21 protein-coding genes and 1 rRNA gene are annotated in these 19,417 nt (G+C 47.6%); 11 read left to right on the forward strand and 11 right to left on the reverse strand.

The genetic code is table 11. The annotated features are described in order from the left end of the window. Positions 1 to 187: 187 nt before the first annotated feature. A complete protein-coding gene (locus CUJ83_RS14580; protein WP_230743160.1) occupies positions 188 to 1,402 on the reverse strand; it encodes a tRNA (N(6)-L-threonylcarbamoyladenosine(37)-C(2))-methylthiotransferase in 1,215 nt (404 codons plus the stop codon). Then, positions 1,386 to 2,456: an AI-2E family transporter gene (locus tag CUJ83_RS14585; protein WP_230743162.1), complete on the reverse strand. Its 1,071-nt coding sequence runs from the start codon at positions 2,454 to 2,456 to the stop codon at positions 1,386 to 1,388. Before CUJ83_RS14585 ends, CUJ83_RS14580 begins: the two co-directional genes overlap by 17 nt. An 80-nt stretch (positions 2,457 to 2,536) precedes the next feature. Here CUJ83_RS14585 and CUJ83_RS14590 point away from each other — a divergent pair, with 80 nt between their 5' ends. From CUJ83_RS14590 to CUJ83_RS14605, 4 genes are read left to right on the forward strand one after another with little or no spacing between them, the layout of a single operon-like run. Next, positions 2,537 to 3,403 carry a fumarate hydratase gene (locus CUJ83_RS14590; protein ID WP_230743164.1) on the forward strand — a complete coding sequence of 289 codons (867 nt, stop codon included), beginning with the start codon at positions 2,537 to 2,539 and terminating at the stop codon, positions 3,401 to 3,403. Beyond that, the gene (locus tag CUJ83_RS14595) at positions 3,404 to 3,982 is read left to right on the forward strand and encodes a FumA C-terminus/TtdB family hydratase beta subunit (protein WP_230743166.1); all 579 of its coding nucleotides are present in this window, start codon (positions 3,404 to 3,406) and stop codon (positions 3,980 to 3,982) included. Positions 3,983 to 4,004: 22 nt separating this feature from the next. Beyond that, positions 4,005 to 4,178 carry a hypothetical protein gene (locus CUJ83_RS14600; RefSeq protein WP_230743167.1) on the forward strand — a complete coding sequence of 58 codons (174 nt, stop codon included), beginning with the start codon at positions 4,005 to 4,007 and terminating at the stop codon, positions 4,176 to 4,178. After that, positions 4,175 to 4,639 carry a hypothetical protein gene (locus CUJ83_RS14605; protein WP_230743169.1) on the forward strand — a complete coding sequence of 155 codons (465 nt, stop codon included), beginning with the start codon at positions 4,175 to 4,177 and terminating at the stop codon, positions 4,637 to 4,639. Before CUJ83_RS14600 ends, CUJ83_RS14605 begins: the two co-directional genes overlap by 4 nt. 40 nt (positions 4,640 to 4,679) lie before the next feature. Here the strand turns inward: CUJ83_RS14605 and CUJ83_RS14610 are convergent, their stop codons facing one another. Together CUJ83_RS14610 and CUJ83_RS14615 are read right to left on the reverse strand one after the other, a co-directional pair. After that, positions 4,680 to 5,054, reverse strand: coding sequence for a transcriptional regulator TbsP domain-containing protein (locus tag CUJ83_RS14610; RefSeq protein ID WP_230743171.1), 375 nt, complete (start codon positions 5,052 to 5,054; stop codon positions 4,680 to 4,682). A gap of 260 nt (positions 5,055 to 5,314) precedes the next feature. Further along, a complete protein-coding gene (locus CUJ83_RS14615; protein WP_230743174.1) occupies positions 5,315 to 6,346 on the reverse strand; it encodes a BtrH N-terminal domain-containing protein in 1,032 nt (343 codons plus the stop codon). Between the two features lie 221 nt (positions 6,347 to 6,567). Here CUJ83_RS14615 and CUJ83_RS14620 point away from each other — a divergent pair, with 221 nt between their 5' ends. Beyond that, positions 6,568 to 6,783 carry a hypothetical protein gene (locus CUJ83_RS14620; protein ID WP_230743176.1) on the forward strand — a complete coding sequence of 72 codons (216 nt, stop codon included), beginning with the start codon at positions 6,568 to 6,570 and terminating at the stop codon, positions 6,781 to 6,783. Positions 6,784 to 6,968: 185 nt separating this feature from the next. On the opposite strand, the gene CUJ83_RS14625 is transcribed toward CUJ83_RS14620, so the two are convergent. From CUJ83_RS14625 to CUJ83_RS14635, 3 genes are all read right to left on the reverse strand, one after another. Continuing rightward, positions 6,969 to 7,178, reverse strand: a complete 210-nt coding sequence (locus tag CUJ83_RS14625; RefSeq protein WP_230743177.1) for a hypothetical protein — start codon at positions 7,176 to 7,178, stop codon at positions 6,969 to 6,971. Between the two features lie 4 nt (positions 7,179 to 7,182). After that, the gene (locus CUJ83_RS14630; protein ID WP_230743179.1) at positions 7,183 to 7,572 is read right to left on the reverse strand and encodes a 5-(carboxyamino)imidazole ribonucleotide mutase; all 390 of its coding nucleotides are present in this window, start codon (positions 7,570 to 7,572) and stop codon (positions 7,183 to 7,185) included. Between the two features lie 104 nt (positions 7,573 to 7,676). Then, positions 7,677 to 7,829: a hypothetical protein gene (locus tag CUJ83_RS14635; RefSeq protein WP_230743181.1), complete on the reverse strand. Its 153-nt coding sequence runs from the start codon at positions 7,827 to 7,829 to the stop codon at positions 7,677 to 7,679. A gap of 428 nt (positions 7,830 to 8,257) precedes the next feature. Here CUJ83_RS14635 and ilvD point away from each other — a divergent pair, with 428 nt between their 5' ends. Further along, positions 8,258 to 9,973 carry a dihydroxy-acid dehydratase gene (gene ilvD / locus CUJ83_RS14640; protein ID WP_230743182.1) on the forward strand — a complete coding sequence of 572 codons (1,716 nt, stop codon included), beginning with the start codon at positions 8,258 to 8,260 and terminating at the stop codon, positions 9,971 to 9,973. Between the two features lie 4 nt (positions 9,974 to 9,977). Here the strand turns inward: ilvD and CUJ83_RS14645 are convergent, their stop codons facing one another. Beyond that, entirely contained in the window at positions 9,978 to 10,223 is a 246-nt protein-coding gene (locus CUJ83_RS14645) for an Lrp/AsnC ligand binding domain-containing protein (RefSeq protein ID WP_230743184.1), read from the reverse strand. 332 nt (positions 10,224 to 10,555) lie between these two features. On the opposite strand from CUJ83_RS14645, the gene CUJ83_RS14650 reads away from it, so the two are divergent. Both CUJ83_RS14650 and CUJ83_RS14655 read left to right on the forward strand, forming a co-directional pair. Further along, complete coding sequence (locus CUJ83_RS14650; protein WP_230743186.1) at positions 10,556 to 11,575, forward strand: lipopolysaccharide core heptose(II) kinase RfaY; 1,020 nt, start codon at positions 10,556 to 10,558, stop codon at positions 11,573 to 11,575. Positions 11,576 to 11,678: 103 nt separating this feature from the next. Continuing rightward, the gene (locus CUJ83_RS14655; protein ID WP_230743187.1) at positions 11,679 to 12,716 is read left to right on the forward strand and encodes a lipopolysaccharide core heptose(II) kinase RfaY; all 1,038 of its coding nucleotides are present in this window, start codon (positions 11,679 to 11,681) and stop codon (positions 12,714 to 12,716) included. On the opposite strand, the gene CUJ83_RS14660 is transcribed toward CUJ83_RS14655, so the two are convergent. Further along, positions 12,689 to 13,849 (reverse strand): radical SAM protein, encoded by a 1,161-nt coding sequence (locus CUJ83_RS14660; protein ID WP_230743189.1) that lies wholly within the window; start codon positions 13,847 to 13,849, stop codon positions 12,689 to 12,691. The genes CUJ83_RS14655 and CUJ83_RS14660 overlap by 28 nt on opposite strands. Before the next feature lie 179 nt (positions 13,850 to 14,028). Between CUJ83_RS14660 and argH the strand changes: the two genes are divergently transcribed. The 3 genes from argH to gatE are packed head-to-tail and all read left to right on the forward strand — an operon-like array spanning position 14,029 to position 18,675. Further along, the gene (argH, locus tag CUJ83_RS14665; RefSeq protein ID WP_230743190.1) at positions 14,029 to 15,516 is read left to right on the forward strand and encodes an argininosuccinate lyase; all 1,488 of its coding nucleotides are present in this window, start codon (positions 14,029 to 14,031) and stop codon (positions 15,514 to 15,516) included. Between the two features lie 22 nt (positions 15,517 to 15,538). Next, positions 15,539 to 16,783, forward strand: coding sequence for a Glu-tRNA(Gln) amidotransferase subunit GatD (gene gatD / locus CUJ83_RS14670; RefSeq protein ID WP_369424441.1), 1,245 nt, complete (start codon positions 15,539 to 15,541; stop codon positions 16,781 to 16,783). Next, positions 16,780 to 18,675 (forward strand): Glu-tRNA(Gln) amidotransferase subunit GatE, encoded by a 1,896-nt coding sequence (gatE, locus tag CUJ83_RS14675; RefSeq protein WP_230743196.1) that lies wholly within the window; start codon positions 16,780 to 16,782, stop codon positions 18,673 to 18,675. The genes gatD and gatE overlap by 4 nt, the downstream gene beginning before the upstream one ends. A 32-nt stretch (positions 18,676 to 18,707) precedes the next feature. Here gatE and CUJ83_RS14680 read toward each other — a convergent pair whose 3' ends face one another. After that, positions 18,708 to 19,184: a hypothetical protein gene (locus CUJ83_RS14680; protein WP_230743197.1), complete on the reverse strand. Its 477-nt coding sequence runs from the start codon at positions 19,182 to 19,184 to the stop codon at positions 18,708 to 18,710. A gap of 137 nt (positions 19,185 to 19,321) precedes the next feature. Next, positions 19,322 to 19,417: ribosomal RNA gene (gene rrf / locus CUJ83_RS14685) — 5S ribosomal RNA — on the reverse strand; the annotation flags it as partial.

The following is a 19,417-nucleotide window of genomic DNA, read 5'->3' on the forward strand; positions in this document are numbered from 1 at the left end:
GTAAATATTTTCGTAAATATTACAATATGGTTTTAATTTGACTTATGACCATTTTTACTTAAATTATACACTCCGGATAAAAAATTTCCTGTTACACAAAATAAAATGATCGATAATACCTGTGAAAACCAATAAAATGATATTGAATATATAAAATTTATAATGATAAAATGAATCATTTTAAAGTTCATCGGATGACCTTGCCGACCATATAAGTGGTCCTGGCATCGATGATCTCTACGTCCACGTATTTTCCCTGAGGGAGCAATTCTCCGATAACTACCATATTATACGAACTGTCCCGGGCAACTACTGTCCCCGCCTTACCCGGTTCGGTGACAAGTACCCCCTTATGTTCCCCAACGCAGGAGCGCATGAACGAGGATGTGACCTCATGATGCAGCGCCGTTAGAGCTCTCGAGCGCTCTTTTTTGATCCTTTCGAGTACATCCGGCATCATTGCCGCGGGGGTTCCCGGCCTTGGAGAGTACCTGGTTATATTGACCTTAAGCGGCCGGCACACCCTCAAATTATCCTTCGTCCTCTCGAAGTCATCATCAGTTTCCGTCGGGAACCCTACTATGTAGTCAGTTGAGAAGGTGATACCCGGCACGCCCCCGCGTAACTCTTCGACCATGCCACGATATTCTGCCGCAGTGTAAGGACGGCCCATTAACCCCAGTATCCTGTCAGAGCCTGACTGTACAGGGATATGGGCGAATTTATAGACCTTAGGATGATTGAAGACATCGATCATCTCCGGGATAATATCTGCTATCGAGAACGGGTTCATCATCCCCAGCCGTATCTTGAAATCTCCGGGCATCCCGATGATCTCCCTTAAAAGCTCATGCAGCCTGATGCCGATGTCCATCCCGTAAGTGCCGACATCCTGAGAAGTAATATATAGTTCTGTAGCTCCTGCGGCAACAGACCTTTTCACGGCGTCCAGTATCTTTTCAGGACGCTCGCTTCGGAGCTTTCCCCTGGCGATCCGGACTATGCAATAGGAGCAGTTTCCCATGCAGCCTTCGGATATCGATATGATGGCGGTCTTACCCGTCATTGTAAGCGGTATCTCATTGGGGTCGTGAGCGATCCCTAAAAGTTTGGCTACATGATCGGCCCCCGGCTTTTTGGCAAACTCGAGCCCCGTTAGCATCTCCGGCTGAGCGGATGCCATACATCCGGCGACTATCACCCGCTTACCATTATATTTGCTGATCGCTTTCAGCATGCTCCTTGAGGTATGCTGCGTCACAGCGCATGTATTGATAATGATCACATCGGCTTCGCCCGGATCGTCGACGACTGACCCTCCCGATCTGAGGATGGCGTCGCATATGCCGGAGGAATCGACCATGTTGGCCGTACAGCCGTAAGTCTCAATGTACGCTTTCATCTGTTTTTTCACCAAATTTACGGTATGTCCGATAAAACGCTACCAGAATACCTGTCGCGAGCGGGGCGGCAAAAAAGCCTGCAAGCCCCCCTGCAAGGCCGCCGCCGATAAATGACAGTATTATCAGTAACGGGTGCAGGTTTGAAGCCCTGTTGATCAGATATGGCCGGATAATATAGTCTGGCGGTATATATACTAATATGACGGAAGCGCAAAGGAAGATCCCGGCCATCAACGGCCCTCTGGCAAATAGCTCGTAGACCGTGAGCGGCAGGAAGACCATCATGCCCGATAGTATGGGGACCATCGCCGCTATAAAAACAAATGCCGTGCACAGGATCAGGTATGGCATGTTAAAGAGGTAAAAGATGATGAATGACATCGTTGCAATGAACAGCGCCGTATAGAAAGTGCCCATATATATGCCATTCAGTATCCTGTCCGCCTCTGCGATAAAATAGCTCGCCTGCGACCTGATCGTTGACGGGGCCGTATCACGGAAAGACAGGACTATTCGGCCGCCATCCTTTAAGAGGTAAAAACACACGAATATCGATACTATCGCGTTCATCCCGAACAGAAGCAGCGACTCCGCAGTTTCCTTCACGGATATTGAGCGAAGGAACGATATCAGATAATCCGTCAGCCCCTGGATAATACCATCCAGCCTGGTGTTCGGGTCCATAGGAATACCCAATGAACTTAACATCGCCAGGGAATCGGCATATATCACATCCAGGTTAGATGATACCCACATCAACTGCGTCCTGGCCTCAAGTATACCGTACAGGATCAGGAAGAATACCGGGATCAGTATACAAAATGTTGCTATATACGGCGAAAATTTTGTGTACCTGTCGAGAAAGTCCTTTACCGGGCGTGTCACATATGCAAAAAATATCCCCAGGATGATACCGTCGAACAGCGGCCTGAAAAAGAAGGCCACGAATAAGAGCACGGCTAAAAATATTGCCAGTATCAAGACCTGCCAGCGGTTTTCATATACATAGGAGATGAAGCCTGATCGTTTATCTGATAGCAGAGTACCACCCATCAAAATATTATATGTGTATTATCAATATTGCGTATACCTAAGGATATATCTTTTATATAAAAGTATTAATGGTGGGTCCCATGTTAAACGATAAGATAATAGAGGATACGGTCGTCTCGCTGCTGAGGATCGCGGTCACGAGGCTCCCGCATGACGTTGTGAGCAGGCTGGAAGAGGCCAGGACCTCGGAAAAGAACGATACTGCAAGGAGAGAGCTTGGCCTTATGCTAGAAAATATCGGAGAGGCGGGAAAATGCTCTCTACCGATGTGTCAGGATACAGGGATACCCGTATTCTTCGTTAAAATGGGAAGCTTTAACGCGCCGGGGCTGGAAGATGCTATAGCCAGAGGAGTGCGCAGGGCTACTGCCGAGATACCGCTCAGAAAGAACGTCGTCCATCCGTTGACCCGTGTGAATACGGGGGATAATACGGGCAGGCTTATGCCGATAATATCATATTCTTATTCAAACAACGATCATATCGAAATGACCGTTATGCCCAAGGGCGCCGGTTCCGAGAACATGAGCGCGATGGCGATGCTTAACCCTTCGCAGGGTATGCAGGGCATTAAAAAGTTCGTGCTGGAAACCGTAGTAAAAGCCGAAGGCAAGCCCTGTCCGCCCACAATCATCGGCATAGGGATAGGTGGCAGTTCCGACATGTGCATGGCGCTGGCAAAAAAAGCCCTTATCAGGCCGGCAGGATCGCATAATGCCGATCCGGACATCGCGATGCTGGAAGATGAGTTGCTGGAGATGATCAACTCAACAGGGATCGGTCCCATGGGGCTGGGCGGGGACACGACATCCCTTGCGGTACATATAGAATATGCATACTGCCATACGGCAAGCCTGCCGGTGGGGATAAACATCCAGTGCTACGCGGCAAGAAGGGCGAGCGCGAAGTTGTTCGAGGACGGAAAAGTGGATTTTGGGTGTGATTGAATGGAATACCATCTTAGTACGCCAGTCTCCAGAGAGGACATAAAAAAGCTAAAGGCCGGCGATGTAGTGTATATCAGCGGAACGTTCCTTACCGCGAGGGATAAGGCCCATATGAGGATACTGGAATATTTTTCATCGGGTAAACAATTGCCATTTGATCTGGAAGGGTCGGTCATATTCCATGGGGCGCCTGTCGTAGAGAAGGAAGGGGAAGAGTGGAAGATAGTCGCCATAGGCCCAACGACGAGCGCGCGCATGAACGACCTGGAGCCCGATGTCATCAGGAATGGCGGGATCTTGATAGTGGGTAAGGGCGGAATGGATAAAAGTACGCTTAAAGCGCTACACGATTCGTGCTCGGCCTACTTATCCATGACCGGCGGGATAGCTGTGATAGGAGCCCGTATGGTCGAGAATGTCGCGGGCGTGGAATGGCTGGACCTTGGCCTGGCCGAAGCGGTATGGAAGCTTGAAGTGAAGGATTTCGGGCCGCTTACTGTCACCATGGACGCCCATATGAACGATCTTTATGAGAATGTAAGACAGCGAGTTTCGGAAAATATTAAGAAGATGGGGTAGATATATAGGAACAGTATCATGAATGGAGGTGAGATCCAGCATGTGTAGCAGCGGCGGAATGATGGGAGACATTGAGCTCAACGAGCTTAAGTTTAAAAGATATCAGTGCAAAGAGTGCGACAGCAAGTTCAAGGGTGCCGGAAAGACACCTACGTGCCCGTCTTGCGGTTCCGAGGACGTAGAGTTGATAGAGTGAACGTTACGGTAAGCCTCGGCCTCGACGACATATTATTTTTAACGGATGGTAAGTTTACCGCAGGCATCATTAAAGCAGGCGATGTTAAGCGTGTTTTTATAGAGACCGATACGGAGGAGCTCGTCCAGTTCCTGGATCCGGAGGATATACTGGCCGCGTCGTGTTTTTATAGCGGCGAAAGGGCCAAATCGTCCATCAGGTGTATGCTATACCTGGTACGCGAAGGCGACATGCCTTTACTTGTGTTAAAAAAGGACCATCCTGCGACAAAGAGGCTCTCGATCGTTGTTTCGGCAGGCGAAAAGATAACTCTCAGCTCATGCATAATACCGGGCACGCATCCGGAGCAGGACGTGCTCTGCGGAAAAGGAGAGCTGGATGGCATGACCATAATCGGGACAAACGGGAAAGTCTCTATAAACGGCCCTGGTTCTCCCCTGTATGATGTGGAGCCATTTTAAAGAGAACGTAAAAATGATCTATCGATAAAAGTACTCCGGCTTAAGAGGATTCTGGCTGGACGCCAAAGTACTCCGATAATTTTTTCTCATTAAGCTTAAGGCGTATCTTCGGTCTGCCGAATGGCGTTTTTACACTCTCCTCCTGTATCACGTTAAGGTTTACGAGAAAGTCTTTCCTTCTGGAAAACGTGGCTTTTGACGCGATTCCATTGTCCTCTCCCCATTGTACAACATCATAGAATAATTCACTGTTTTTAGCTGCCGCAAGCAATGCTATTGAGACCTTATCAATGGCCTTTGTCTTTAGCACCGAATACCGGGCATCATCAAAGGCTTTGCTGAACATGATAAAGTCCACAATCGTCTGTTCCGATAAATAACCGGACATTGAAGCGACCAGATCATTTAATTTCATACATTTTATGTTCGTTTTTCTGATAATAAAGTTTGTGATAGATTAATGTATTTTTTTGGATACAAGGATAAATATGGCTTATTAAACAAATTAATATTCAAATAGTTAATATTGTCATATATTGAAATAAGGTAATATATAATATTGTTTTGATAATTAAACTATCCATTAGCGTCCAATGAAAGTATGGACACACCGGCTTATTTGGAAACCCATTATGTTAACATAAAGCTTGGAAATATAAGGATGCCCGCCGGCATTCACTTTTTACCGCCGCCGTTTCTTTTACACCCGAGGTTAACGGCACAAAGCAACTCTGTCTGCAGCTGGTGCTCTTTTTCCGCTATGGACGTCATGGCGTCGGCGATCTCGGAAAGCGACACGCATCCGCATTTCACTTCCCCGAACATCTTAGCCGCCCTTGTCCACATATTACCTGCCTCACCATATCCTTCAGACACATCTTTTAAGGACCCTATATCCGTTACTTCATATGCGAACGATAAAAAATCAGCATACAGGTGCCTCAGGCAGCCCGGATATAAGCCGTCCCCGTATAGCGTCATATATGCTTCGTCACACATGTCCTCAACCTCTTTCTGGCTATAAAGATCCCTCCAGAGCCTTATGCTGTTGGCTAAGTAGTAAATTCCCCCTACACCCACGTTCCTGACCTGCGGGTTAAGCATGGCTATAGTGTTGGCCGAGATAGAGTCTATGACACATTTTGTGCTAATGTTGACCTCTTCTGGAAAAGAGAACTCGAACCACCTGTGTTGAGGGGGGAATGGCTTATGCAAAGACGCCCTGGCTTCGATCAGCCGGGATATGGGCAGTTCAATGATATCATCGAACCTATGGTCGGCTAAAAACACAATATCGGAATCTTCGTCGACTCCGGTGGATATGACGGAATATGCTCCGTTGTGCTGTTCTTTGCCCGCGTAATTTAAATAATAGCTATCCACGTGCATCATGACAGGCATTTTATCCATCAGCATCTTTTTCATCTGGCCGTAAGCCCGCTTAGGGCTTCGGGAAGTGCGCACGCGGATCTCGACCCCAAGGCTCTGGCACGCTTTTTTATCCAGGTCTAGGACCCCGGTACGGCATCCCATCGTGGGGCGCCGGAGGTTCTTGCTTTCCCAGTAAAAAAAGCTAAGTCCTTCGCCTAGCCCGAACAATGCCGCCTCGGGTATATCAGATCCTTCGAAGGCGAACATATCCCGCAAACATGTTGTGTCAGATTGTACCCCTTTTTCATGTTCGAAGTCTATCAGGATATATCGCATATTTGTATTACAATATTTTTAACAAGTTAAATCTTGTCTAACCCGGCAAGGTATTGGTAAACATGTAAAAGTCGCCGGTTTTATCCTAAAAAATCCCATTATTTTATTCGATAATATTATATAATAGATAGATATTATTTTTCCCTTAACCAGTATTAGGCCGTTAGTAAGTACGGTTTTAGGGTAGACAGTTAAAGAACAAGACAATGGGGAGGCAGTAAATGTACATTTCGCTCGCAGTACATAAGAATGAACTTGTGGTCGTGGACAGCATGCAGACATTCTCAAACTACTTCTGTCTTGCAAAAAAACAAAAAATGACGCCACTTGCTACGAATGCTCCGGTCATGACGGCTGAAGACCTCAGGGATGAAATGAAGCCTTACTTCGAGGACGGGTCCGTGGAGGATGTTGCCGAGGAAGACGATGACCTATAGGGGCATAACGGCATAAAGACAGTAAATTTTTAACTTTTATTTACACAAGAAAGTCAATTCATTTTTACTTATGTTATTATAACACAGGACATTCCCGGAAAGAGGTATCTCCGGCGAACCCTGCCAAAAGAAATAAAATAATAAATCAGATAGTTGCTTTTACCCTTGATCAAATGATACGGGCCTTAATCAACGTCGCGGACTTTATCCACCTTGCGCCTGTAGGCCATAAATAAAGACCCTGCGAGTATGACTGCGGATGCCGCAACGATGAAACCCAGGGCAATATAATCATGGTCATAGAACGCCGAGACAAGAGCGCCGACCATAAGTATGGCTGCTGTAGCCACGTAGGCCGTCTTCACCGTTTTCTTATCTATCGTAGTCAAATCCATAATATCACTTTATGAGTTTCAGGATGCGTATAGCCATATGGGCGGCGTTGTCCCCGTTATCTATACCCACACAGGCCACTGGGACGCCCTTTGGCATCTGGGCTATGGACAGCAGCGCATCGAGGCCGCCAAGCTTCGCGGACACAGGTACGCCTATGACGGGCTTATCTGTCCTTGCTGCCACAACGCCCGGGAGCGCTGCGGAGAGCCCTGCTATAGTGATGAATATTCTTGCATCAGTGCTCCTGACATATGCGTCAAGCGCATCAGGATCCCTGTGCGCAGACAGGATACGTAGATCGTATGAGACATTGTTCTTTGTCAGGACATCTGTGACTTTATCCGCAATATGCTGGTCCGACAGGGACCCGAGAATGACCGCAATATCGACCATATGAGTTACCAGTCTTAAAATGAGCACTTCAATATATAACTTTTATGAAGGGGATGAACTAAGCTATAGTAAAGCATACCCCCACAAGATCGATGTCAAAAATCTTATACGTTCGCAGAATATTCCTTGAATTTCTTGTATGACAGAAGGATGTCTACAGGCTTCGAATGAGCCATTTCGTTCAATAGCTTATAGAAGGCTTCCTTGTCAGTCGCTTTCAGTTTCATTAGTCTGTGTATATCTTCGGATGTTATCATTTCTGATCACCGGTCTTTGCTGATAGCAGAATTACTAAATAGTACTTCATTGCTAAAGCAGCAAGAGCAATATCATAAATATCATACATATATCTTCTCCTCTAGGTTCAAATTTATTGAAAAATGTAGTGTATCGGTCAAAAATATTTTAGAGTATTAATATATTGGGCCCTGCATATCAAATTGCCGGGGAGAAGACGATTGTAAATAATAAGCAGATCGTAGGTCTACCCCACAAGTCCGCTTTATTATTACTGGTATGCGAGAGCATGAAACGAGGTCATCATATTTTATCCTGTCGCTGCGGTCACGAATTATACACAGGCTTAATATCGCCCTTTAGCGTCTTTCTGAGACTATCGATATGTATAAAAAGTGCTGGCACAGGTAGAAAAATAAAATAAATTATAAAATATAATAATCCAATCATGAGGAGTCAGGAACTGAGAAGACTGAGCCCCGAGATAGACCCTCTGAAGCTATCCATGGACTGGACTGTCCAGGACCTGGAAAAGCCGCAGATCCTCGTCGAGGACGCATGGGGCGATTCGCTACCCGGAAGCTATCATCTTTTAAACCTGTCGCAGATGGCCTCGAAAGGCATATACTCAAAAGGCGGCAAGCCTGCGCTTTTCCATGTCACAGACATGTGCGACGGCATAGCCCAGGGATGGGAGGGCATGAACTATTCGCTTTTATCCAGGGACATGATATGTAATATGATAGAAGTCCACTGGAAAACCCAGCCGATGGACGCGATCGTGCTATTATCCAGTTGTGACAAGGCGATACCTGGACAGTTAATGGCCGCTGCCCGTATAAGCGAAGCCCCGGCGATACACATGCCCGGAGGAACAATGATGGAAGGGCCCGGGATGTTTACCCTTGAAAGGGTCGGGACAATATATGCCGAGTTTAAGCGCGGGGAAATATCCAAAGGCGATTACAGGTTTTTACAGCGCAATGCCTGCCCCACGGTAGGCAGCTGCTCGTTCATGGGCACTGCCAACACCATGCAGTCGATGTCCGAGGCTCTCGGGATGGCCCTGCCCGGGTCTGCCGTTATGCCCGCCTATAAAAAGGACATCGGCCATATGTCAGAGGCCGCAGGGATGCGGATAATGAAAATGCTTGAGGAAAGGCTTACCACGCGGGACATACTGACAAAGAAAGCCTTCGAGAACGCGATAATGGTGCATGCGGCATTAGGCGGCTCTACGAACGCCATATTACATATACCGTCCATTGCCAAAGAGGCTGGCATAAACATCAAGCCGTCGCTCTGGGATGAGATCAACAGGGAGATACCGTTCCTGTTAAACATAAGGCCGAGCGGAAAATATCCTGCGATATTGTTCTGGTATGCCGGGGGAGTACAGGGGATAATAGCGCAGATAAAAGAGTACCTACACCTTGACTCGATGACGGTCACGGGTAAGACATTAGGAGAGAACCTAAAAGAGCTTGAGGAACAGCGCTATTTTGATAAGATCAGAATATATCTCGATAACTACAAGGTCCGGGCTGAAGAGGTCATAGCCTCCGCGAACGACCCGCTGGGAAGCGGTGCCCTGGCCATACTTCAAGGAAATCTTGCTCCCGGATGCGCTGTGATAAAACACTCCGCCGTGCCAAAAGAGATGTTTCACCACACGGGGCCGGCGGTCATCTTCGAGGACGAGCGTTCGGCTTTCGACGCCATTGTGGGCGGAGTGATAGAAAAGGGATCTGTCATAGTGATCAGGAACGTGGGGCCTAAAGGATGCGGAATGCCCGAGATGTTCTATCCGACAGAGGCGCTTGCATCCAGCGAGGACCTTAACACGACGACTGCGCTGGTCACTGATGGAAGGTTCTCCGGGGCATCGCGGGGACCGTGTGTCGGATACGTATCGCCTGAGGCGGCCGAAGGCGGGCCGATAGCCGTCGTAGAGAACGGGGATATGATCGAGATAGACATTAAAGGAAGAGGCTTGAACATAGTAGGCGTAAAAGAAAGGGAAGAAGATCCTGATACAGTGGTCGGTATAATAAGGGATAGGCTATCCGGATGGGAGCCGCCTGAACGAAAGTACGGAGGTGTGCTGGGGCTGTATACATCCCTGGCCACGTCGGCCATGGAAGGAGGCTATATGAAATATTGAAATATTATTTCAGGCCTTTCTTTTGCTGGACTGCCAAAAAATTATATGTCTTGTATATGCCGTTTAGTTTTCTTATCTCCTCGACAGTGGTCTCGAGTATCCTGATATTATCGGCATATACCTTAATGAACAGATCGAAAGGCTGCATCATCTTATAGATCTCGATGACGTTATCCATCCGTAATAGTGATTCCTCGATATTATCTTCCTCGTTAATATCTATGTTCAATCCTACAAATGAGGTATACATCGCACTATCACTGCCCGGACAATATGTTTTTGTTTTTTATTATATACTATGATATCTCTATAAAAAATTTTTACCTGTGGTGTAATTTATGTTATCAAGCCTTTTATATTTTTATAAACTTTGTGTAGTTTATTCAGGGCTATTTAAGCATTTGTTATCATGAATAACCCATAATTATGCAATAGAATTAGCCAATAAATGTATATTAAGTCTTAAATCAAAAAATACAGATTATATCGCCCATTATTACGTATCAAATGATTAGTACCGTTGTTTTCCATGTGGAACATTATTTTCCTTAGATATATACCTGAAACTTGTGACATACAGACATGTCTGAATTGATCGAAAAAATAAAAACGAAGCGTATGATCGACCGCGCAGGAAGGCTGATAAAAAGATCATACTATATTGTGCTGAACAACGTTTTGGTCGAGTGGTCGATAACGACGCTCATTGCTGCAGTACTTGTCATCCTATCGGTCATCGATAAAATTTTTCACACAAGATACAAAAGAGCGCTGATCTCCAGGATCAGGGAAATATCCAGGGATGACCTTAACAGGCTTAGAAAAACCCAGATAAAATATATCTTCAGAAAAAAGTACGGTATCGGCCGCATAAAAATAAGGCTTGCCGAAGGCTCGTACTGGCTGTCCATACCCTGCGTGGTCAAAGGTATCGACAGAAGGACAGGTGAAGAAAAAAAGTTTCTCGTTAAGATAATCAACGAGATGAGCGCGATAAAGCACAAGTATATGATGCAGATGAGAAACCTGGGCATGGCCGTCGTTGGGACCGGCCTGAAGTTTAACGGGTACGAGGATGCCCGGGACATGATGATGTTCGAGCGCGGCTGTCTGAAAAAACTAAGGAAATCTTCAGTGAATACACCGAAAGTGCTGGGCTCTTACAGGCTGAACGAGGAGGACCATATCCTTGTCATGGAATATATAGAGGGCGAGCTTTTATCCGATATGGTCATCACGGCAGACCAGGTGGACCAGATATTCCGCATGTTGAAGACAGTGCATGACAGCCGGTTCGTACACGGCGACATTAAGCTTGACAATATGATATACTCGCAAGGCAAGGTGTATTTCATAGACTGCCTGAAGATAGATGAGACTGCTTTCGATGCCGGAAAAAAGTATGACCTCGTATGCGCAATAAGCTCCATCGCCGAGAAATATCCGGTGAAAAAGATACTGGAGATAGCCGAAAGATATTATCCGAAGGATGAGATCCGCGAAGCCGGAAGATTGCTATATGTGGCCATATTTAAGCCCGACATAGACCTCCCGGAAGAAAAGGTCGAAGAGCTAAGGTCTTATTTTGAGCCGGCCCCGTAGAATAAGCTCTGGTACCATAATCGAATTTTATCAATACCTTTTCTCTTTTAGGATGGTAAAATTATTTAGTATGTAAGCATTAGAATGAGTTGGCCCTGAGATAATGTCATTCGAGATACACATCACCGATAAGGAAATAGCTAAAGCTTTTAAAAATACGACCGTTAAGATAGGCTACCGTATTTTGAATAACCGGATCACCGAGAACACCGTCGTGGGCGTGCTCGGGCTGTCCATATTTTGCGCGAGGATCCTCGATAAGGTCTTTCATACGAGGCTTAACAGAGCGCTTATCGACAGGATGCATGACATATCCAGAGACAGGCTGAACAGGCTTAGAATAACGCAGATAAAACATATCTTCCGAAAAAAATTCAATCTTTCGAAGACCAGGGTAAAGCTCGCAGGAGGCTCCTACTGGCTATCGATACCCTGCATCGTAGAAGGGATCGATAAAAAGACAAAGAAGGAAAAAAAGTACATGGCCAAAATGATCAACGGTATGAGTGCGCTAAAGCACAGGTACATGAGCCATATGCGTAACCTTGGCGTAATGGTCGAAGGCGCGGACCTGAAGTTCGACGATTATGCCGATGCCCGGGATATGCTGATCTTTGAGCGGGACAGCCTGAACATGCTAAGGTCAAAGTCTATAAACACTCCCGACGTACTTGGCCTGTACCGGCTGAACGAAGACGATTACATCCTTGTCATGGAATTCATCGAAGGACGCCCTCTCTCCAAAGTTGATCTTAAGGATAAGGACATGGATAATATATTCAGTATCATGAAGACCATGCACGATAACGGGCTTGTGCATGGCGACATCAAGCTTGATAACTTTATTTATTCGGGCGGCAGGGTCTTTGTGCTTGACTGCCTTAAGATCGACTCGTCCAGGCTTGCAAGCGCCCAGGCATTTGACCTTATGGCAGCGATATGTGCGCTATCCCAGAAAGTCGATGTCGATACGGTGATCGGGCATGCGAAAAAATATTTCTCGGAACACGAGCTGAGCATGGCGGGCGGGATGCTGGGCGTGACATTCAATAAGGTAGATCTTGACCTGTCAAGGGAGACTATCGACAGGCTTGAAAATATGTTCAGGAAACATCACGAAGAGCCTGTAACGGCCACATAGACGTTATCCGTGATACGCGTTATCTCCGCGTTCACCCTGGTCCCCACAGGCTTATCGGTAAGGACGCCTATGACGCGCCCGCGCTCTACGGCAAGCATCTCGCCATGGACCCTTCCCGGAGCGATCAGGTCAAGCTTAAGTTTTTCACCCTTCTTAAAGACCTTCGGTAGTGACGGGGACTTATGTATCCCGAAATCCGATGGAGATAGCTTTAATTTTATCCCGTAAGCCTTTTCGTACTCCGCGAGCCTGTCGAAGAAATCCGGGAATCTCATGGCCTTTCCCTTGACCTTTTTGCCGAACTGGTACCTTACGTAGTTTTGTATGCCGAAGGCCGGGAACTTTTTACCCGCTCCGATCTCGAGGCCGAACTCTATTATGCGCGGAATATCCTCGTCGTTATACCCGGGCACCCAGACTGGCGCCAGGAGCACGTCTATGCTGCTCTCTGACAGCATTCTCGCAACGTTTTTCACATGCTCGACGCTATATTTTTTAGTGCCCGCGAGCGCATATCCCCTGCGCTCGTCCATAGACGATATGGAGAGGTTTATCCGGTCTATCAGGCCGTCCATGCTCCTTATTTTCTCTTCGTCCAGCATCATGCCGTTGCTCTGTGCGGAAATGGTCTTTACCTGAGGCACCTTTCTTAGCTTTTCCAGAAGCTCGACCATATAAGGATATAAGAAAGGCTCTCCCTGGCCGTCTATGTGGGCCTCAACATCATTGCCTTTGAGGGCCGCGATCTTTGCGAACTCCTCGACAAGATGATCGGTGTCAACGATATAATCGGTCTTCCTTGTCTGTGTAACTCCCTCGTCCACGCTGCAGAATATGCAGTTAAGATTGCACCCGGACACAGGCCTGACCTGTATCAGGTTAGTCCCCCTGTCGATCAGCCCGAACGCGGTGTGTCCTATCAGAGGTATACCGGACTCCTTTGTGATGTATATCATTTCGCGGCCAGTGTAATGATGGCGCAGCACCTTGGGCTCGTGGATAGAGACGATCTCCTCGTCAGTATATTTCTTTTTTAGCTGCGAGTAAAACTTGATAGGGACCCTGACCTCTATCGTGTCCCTTATCACGAAGACCTTTTCGTTATTTTGTTCGTAAATGCCGGTAAATACCATATTCCATATCACTCGTGGCCCGTTGATGAATTCAGGTTATCTATGTCGGCCTATGGCTGAAATAGTTTATCTTGGCACGAAAGGCCGCACCGATGAAACACTAACACTAATATACAAAGATAGGAAAAAGTATTCGCAAGATATTTTAAATCATTAAATTTCATTGAGCGTGTTCCAGAATGGAGAATAAAGAAGACATACTAAGAAGAGGCAGGCTCTCTGCGGGGCCGAGCGAGGAAGTGAACGCATTCTCATCGTCGATACCTGCCGACAGGTGGATCTTTCGTTCGGACATAACCGTCGACAGGGCGCATACGGTGATGCTTGCCAGGCAGGGAATAATCTCGAAGGAAGATGCGGCCTCGATCCTCAAGGCTCTTGAAAAGATAGAGTCCGAGGGCGTGGATGCCGTTAACATCCCTGTCTTTGAGGATGTCCATATGGCGATCGAGTCAAAGCTCATTAAGTCAGTAGGAGAAAATGTCGGGGGCAGGATGCATTCGGGCCGTTCCCGTAACGACGAGGTGGCTACATGCATACGAATATCGGCAAGGCAGGAACTGCTCGGTATCATGGCCGAGCTTCTGGACCTGCGTATGGCCATCCTGAATTTGGCAGGGGAGAACGTCGACACGGTGATGCCCGGGTTCACGCATATGCAGCATGCACAGCCGACGACGCTGGCACACCATATGATGGCCCATATATCCGCTCTCGACAGGGATTTCGAAAGGCTGGCCGACGCATATAAGTTCATTAACATCAACCCGCTCGGAAGCGCCGCTTTCGCATCGACCGGATTCCCCCTTGACAGGGAATATACTACCGCTCTACTGGGCTTTGACAGGCCGATGGACAACTCGATGGACGGAGTATCGGCCAGAGACTTCATCCTTGACACTGTCTCAAAGCTCGCCATACTGGAAGTAGACCTTAGCAGGATGGCGGACGAGCTCATACTCTGGAGCACCTCTGAGTTCGGCTTTATCGAGCTGGCGGACACCTATTCGTCGACGAGCTCCATCATGCCGCAGAAAAAGAATCCCGACATACTGGAATTGATAAGGGGCAGGTGCGGAACAGTGATAGGCCACATGGTAGCTGCATTCTCCATCACAAAAGGCCTTCCGTACAGCTATAACACCGACCTCCAGGAGGTGACGCCACAGCTCCTTCGCTCGTTCGAGATAACCCGCTCGTCGTTACGTATCCTTACGGGGGCGATAAGCACGTTAAAGATAAAGAAGGACGAGATGAGAATAAAGAGCACGATGGGGTTCACCACTGCGACAGAGATAGCGGATACCATCGTAAGGTCGACAGGATTGCCGTTCAGGACCGCCCACGGCATCGTCGGCAAGCTTGCGCGCGGAGACGGAAACCCGTCTCTTTCCGAAGTGGACGATGCGTCCATGGATATGATAGGTAAGAGACTCAGCGACATGGGCCTGACGCAAAAAATGCTGGAGGAAGCGAAGGACCCCCTTAAAAATATCGAAAGAAGAAGCGTCACGGGCGGGCCGGCGATATCGGCTATCGGCAAAAAGATAGAGAGCGAGAATAGAAAGATAAAGGACGATGAAGGGCTATATGCCGGTCTTGTCCAAAAGCTAAAAAGGTCTGAAGACGAATTATCAAATGCAGTTAAGAATACAATATCAGGTTGATCACATGGCCACTATCGAAGGCATTGAATACAGGGAAGGAGATCGCATCCGGGTGACGAAAGGCGAACAGGTTTACGAGGGCGTCGTGATGCCTTCGCGGAGCGATAACATCGTCCTTAAGATGAACAACGGCTATAACGTGGGTCTCTCGACGAAAGATGGGGCAAAGGTAGAGCTTCTTGAAAAGTCCCCGGGACCGGTTAAGTTGCCGGCAAAAGAGCAGGGGAGATACCCGTCGCTTCCGACAGTATCCATATTATCCACGGGAGGCACCATCGCGAGCAAGGTGGACTACAGGACGGGCGCCGTATCAAGCCAGTTCACGGCGGATGACATCATCGAAGCGATCCCGGAACTATCCGGCATAGCGAATTACAGGGGCGAAGTCCTCAGCATGATCTTCAGCGAGGACATGACGCCGTCCATATGGGCGAACCTCGCCAGAGCCGTCTATAAAGAGATAATTAACGGTGCTGATGGCATAATAATAACTCACGGCACAGACACTATCACATATACGGCAGCGGCGCTATCGTTCATGGTACGGACACCGGTCCCGATAATAATAGTCGGTTCGCAAAGATCCTCCGACAGGCCATCCAGCGATAACGCGATGAACGCTATCTGCACGGCCACGGTCGCGGTATCAGACATCGCGGGGGTCAGTGTCGTGATGCACGGCTCGACGTCCGATGATTACTGTTATGTGCACAGGGGCACCAAGGTGAGAAAACTACACACGTCCATGAGGACAGCGTTCCAGTCCGTGAACGATACGCCGGTGGCCAGCATCGACTACGGCACAAGGGCCATAACTGTCCTGGGACCATATGATAAGAGGGGCGAGAAAGAAGCCGCCCTGATGGACGGGATAGACGAAAGATGCGCGCTAATAAAGTTTTATCCCGGCATGTCCCCGGACATAATTGAATATTACAGGTCAAAAGGATACAAAGGGCTTGTCATAGAGGGAACGGGCCTGGGACACGTCAACACAGGATGGATACCGGAAATTAAGAAAGCCATCGATTCCGGCATGGTCATCGTCATGACGTCCCAGTGTATCAACGGCAGAGTATGTGACAGGGTATACTCCACGGGTATCGACCTTTTAAAAGCGGGTGTCATAGAGGGTAACGATATGATACCCGAAGTGGCGCTAGTCAAGTTAATGTGGGCATTTGGCCAGACATCCGACGCCGAAGAGGTCAAGAGGATCATGAACACGAATATCGCCGGGGAGATAAACTGGAGGTCTACGATATGACAGGGATAGACTATAAAGCCGTGGGCCTTAAGGCAGGCCTTGAGATACACCAGCAGCTTGCCACTAAGACTAAGCTATTCTGTAACTGCCCCACAGAGATAAGGGAAGTTGCGGACTCTAATTTTGAGTTTTTCAGATACCTCAGGGCAAGCCGCAGCGAGCTTGGAGAAGTGGACAGGGCGGCGGCAGAACAGGCCATGGTAAAACGGAGGTTCATGTATAAGGCATATGACACGACATGCCTGATAGAGAACGATGAGGAGCCCCCTATGCCATTGAACAAGGAGGCCCTGGAAGTGGCGCTTAAAGCGTCCATCATGCTGAACATGACCCCTGTGGACGAAGTATTCGTGATGAGAAAGATCGTTGTGGACGGCTCCAATACCAGCGGTTTCCAGAGGACGTGCTTCATATCGTCCGGAGGATACCTGGACACCGATCTCGGAAGGGTCGGAGTGGACACGCTTTGTCTTGAGGAAGACGCATGCTCTAAGATAGAGACAAAGGACGACACGGTCGTCTACTCGCTGGACAGGCTTGGTATCCCGCTTGTCGAGATAGCTACGGCGCCGGACATCAAGTCACCTAAACAGGCGAGAGAGGTCGCATTGCATATAGGCACGACGTTAAGGGCACTGGGCAAGGTAAAGCGCGGCCTGGGAACGATAAGACAGGACGTGAACGTATCGATAGCCAGAGGCGCAAGGGTGGAGATCAAAGGAGTCCAGGCCCTGGACCTTATCGAGCAGGTCGTGGAGAACGAGGTCGGGAGACAGTTGATGCTCCTGGAAATAATGGACGAGCTCATAAAAAGGAACGCCAGAGTATCCGAGGAAATAGTCGATATATCGGACGTTCTTAAGAATACTACATCCAAAGTGGTCAAAAAAGCACTGTCCTCGGGAGGCGTCGCATATGCGATCAGGCTGTCCGGCTTCAAAGGCCTGATCGGTAAAGAGATCCAGACGAACAGAAGGCTGGGCTCCGAATTCTCGGACAGGGCTAAAAGAGCCTCCGGCGTAGGAGGAATATTCCATATTGACGAGTTACCGAATTATGGCATAACCCAGGAAGAGGTGGACGCCATAGTGAAGAAGCTTGACCTTGGACCACAAGATGCCTTTGTCATGGTCGCCGATAAGGAAAAGAAGGCAAAGATGGCCATGCAGGCAGTAATGAGAAGGGCTAAGGAAGCGATGATAGGTATCCCTGAAGAGACCAGGGGGCCTCTGCCCAATGGAAATACCGAATATATGAGGCCTCTGCCCGGCAGGGCAAGGATGTATCCGGAGACGGACATACTATCGGAAGAGATAACAGAGAAAATGATCTTAAGTATAAAACAGGACCTTCCCGAGCTTCTGACCGAAAAGAAAGAAAGGTTCATGAAGGAGTACGGGCTGAACGAGGAACTCGCTGGACATATCGCTTTTTCCGTGTCCAACGACCTGTTCGAGGAGATAGTTAAAGCATATGGCAACCCTACGCTGGTGGCAAGGACGATGCACGGGACGCTGACCGAGTTGCGCAGGGATGGAGTCCCGGTAGAGAATATCACTGACGAACATCTGAAGGATGTGTTCATGCTGGTGAGCGAAGGCAAGGCTTCCAAGGAGGCCATACCGGGCATGCTCACGGAGATCGCCAAAGAGCCTGGCAGGAAAGCAGAGGATATTCTTAAAAAATTAGGGATATCCATAATGAGCGAAGAAGAGGTCGAAAAGATCATCGGTGATATAGTGATGTCCAAAAAGGACTTTGTGCGAGAAAAGGGTGATGCGGCTCAAAGCGGGCTGATGGGCCTGGCCATGTCACAGCTAAGAGGAAAGGCTGATGGTAAGCTCATTAACAGGATACTAAAAGAAAAGATAAACGAAGTTTTAAAAGAATAATAAGAGGGGAGATTTTCTCCCTTGTTTATTTTTTAGTGTGGCTTAAAAATATCACCAAGGGTCTTGATCCCGAATAGATCTTTTATCCAAAATAATACGCAAATGAGTATTATAGATGTTACAAGGATAGGTATTGTACCGATCATGATCCCCCGGTTTATTGATGATATCAATGATAATAATATGCCCGCCCCGGATAACAGGAACAATGAGAACCATCCGATAAACTCTAATTTTGCCAGTTTATATGCAACCAGCCCGCCTACAAGTAAATAGATAAGCACCAATGCAAGTAGAAGCCTGTTTACTTCACCTGTCTCGGATTTTGTATATATCAAAGAGTATATCCCCATGCCCCCGACGATGGTGATAAGTAATAATGCTAATATTCTTGTCGTTATGATCTTTAATCCTGCATGTTTAACGCTAAGATCAGGTTCCTTTCGTCTTTTATTGATTTCAGGCATCCTGATGTCTTTCAGTTCCTTTTCCATATCGAATTTTTCCATTTAATTCACTACGGATAAACTGAAGAGATTATAAAATATTAAATTTGCGATTTGTTTCTTTAAGGAATACTAAACTAAAAAACTCGAATAGATTAATATGAGTAAAATTTTTTATAATTTGGGTGGTTTTTTGGTTGGTTTGGCGGCTTATTGCCGTTCCCGGGGACTCGCGTACCTCAGTACAGGGCATTACGTGTGCGGGCTTAACTTCCGGGTTCGGGATGGGACCGGGT

It is taken from the genome of Methanooceanicella nereidis (genome assembly GCF_021023085.1).
GTDB lineage: Archaea > Halobacteriota > Methanocellia > Methanocellales > Methanocellaceae > Methanooceanicella > Methanooceanicella nereidis.

What these genes read in the sequence shown, in the direction of transcription:
- CUJ83_RS14650 (WP_230743186.1), top strand. Translation starts at nt 10,556, where the DNA reads ATGTCTGAATTGATCGAAAAAATAAAAACGAAGCGTATGATCGACCGC.
- CUJ83_RS14585 (WP_230743162.1), bottom strand. Translation starts at nt 2,456, where the DNA reads ATGGGTGGTACTCTGCTATCAGATAAACGATCAGGCTTCATCTCCTAT.
- CUJ83_RS14595 (WP_230743166.1), top strand. Translation starts at nt 3,404, where the DNA reads ATGGAATACCATCTTAGTACGCCAGTCTCCAGAGAGGACATAAAAAAG.
- gatE (WP_230743196.1), top strand. Translation starts at nt 16,780, where the DNA reads ATGACAGGGATAGACTATAAAGCCGTGGGCCTTAAGGCAGGCCTTGAG.
- CUJ83_RS14630 (WP_230743179.1), bottom strand. Translation starts at nt 7,572, where the DNA reads ATGGTCGATATTGCGGTCATTCTCGGGTCCCTGTCGGACCAGCATATT.
- CUJ83_RS14660 (WP_230743189.1), bottom strand. Translation starts at nt 13,849, where the DNA reads ATGGTATTTACCGGCATTTACGAACAAAATAACGAAAAGGTCTTCGTG.
- CUJ83_RS14625 (WP_230743177.1), bottom strand. Translation starts at nt 7,178, where the DNA reads ATGGATTTGACTACGATAGATAAGAAAACGGTGAAGACGGCCTACGTG.
- CUJ83_RS14680 (WP_230743197.1), bottom strand. Translation starts at nt 19,184, where the DNA reads ATGGAAAAATTCGATATGGAAAAGGAACTGAAAGACATCAGGATGCCT.
- CUJ83_RS14590 (WP_230743164.1), top strand. Translation starts at nt 2,537, where the DNA reads ATGTTAAACGATAAGATAATAGAGGATACGGTCGTCTCGCTGCTGAGG.
- CUJ83_RS14615 (WP_230743174.1), bottom strand. Translation starts at nt 6,346, where the DNA reads ATGCGATATATCCTGATAGACTTCGAACATGAAAAAGGGGTACAATCT.
- argH (WP_230743190.1), top strand. Translation starts at nt 14,029, where the DNA reads ATGGAGAATAAAGAAGACATACTAAGAAGAGGCAGGCTCTCTGCGGGG.
- CUJ83_RS14620 (WP_230743176.1), top strand. Translation starts at nt 6,568, where the DNA reads ATGTACATTTCGCTCGCAGTACATAAGAATGAACTTGTGGTCGTGGAC.
- CUJ83_RS14580 (WP_230743160.1), bottom strand. Translation starts at nt 1,402, where the DNA reads ATGAAAGCGTACATTGAGACTTACGGCTGTACGGCCAACATGGTCGAT.
- CUJ83_RS14600 (WP_230743167.1), top strand. Translation starts at nt 4,005, where the DNA reads ATGGAGGTGAGATCCAGCATGTGTAGCAGCGGCGGAATGATGGGAGAC.
- CUJ83_RS14610 (WP_230743171.1), bottom strand. Translation starts at nt 5,054, where the DNA reads ATGAAATTAAATGATCTGGTCGCTTCAATGTCCGGTTATTTATCGGAA.
- CUJ83_RS14645 (WP_230743184.1), bottom strand. Translation starts at nt 10,223, where the DNA reads ATGTATACCTCATTTGTAGGATTGAACATAGATATTAACGAGGAAGAT.
- CUJ83_RS14635 (WP_230743181.1), bottom strand. Translation starts at nt 7,829, where the DNA reads ATGATAACATCCGAAGATATACACAGACTAATGAAACTGAAAGCGACT.
- CUJ83_RS14655 (WP_230743187.1), top strand. Translation starts at nt 11,679, where the DNA reads ATGTCATTCGAGATACACATCACCGATAAGGAAATAGCTAAAGCTTTT.
- ilvD (WP_230743182.1), top strand. Translation starts at nt 8,258, where the DNA reads ATGAGGAGTCAGGAACTGAGAAGACTGAGCCCCGAGATAGACCCTCTG.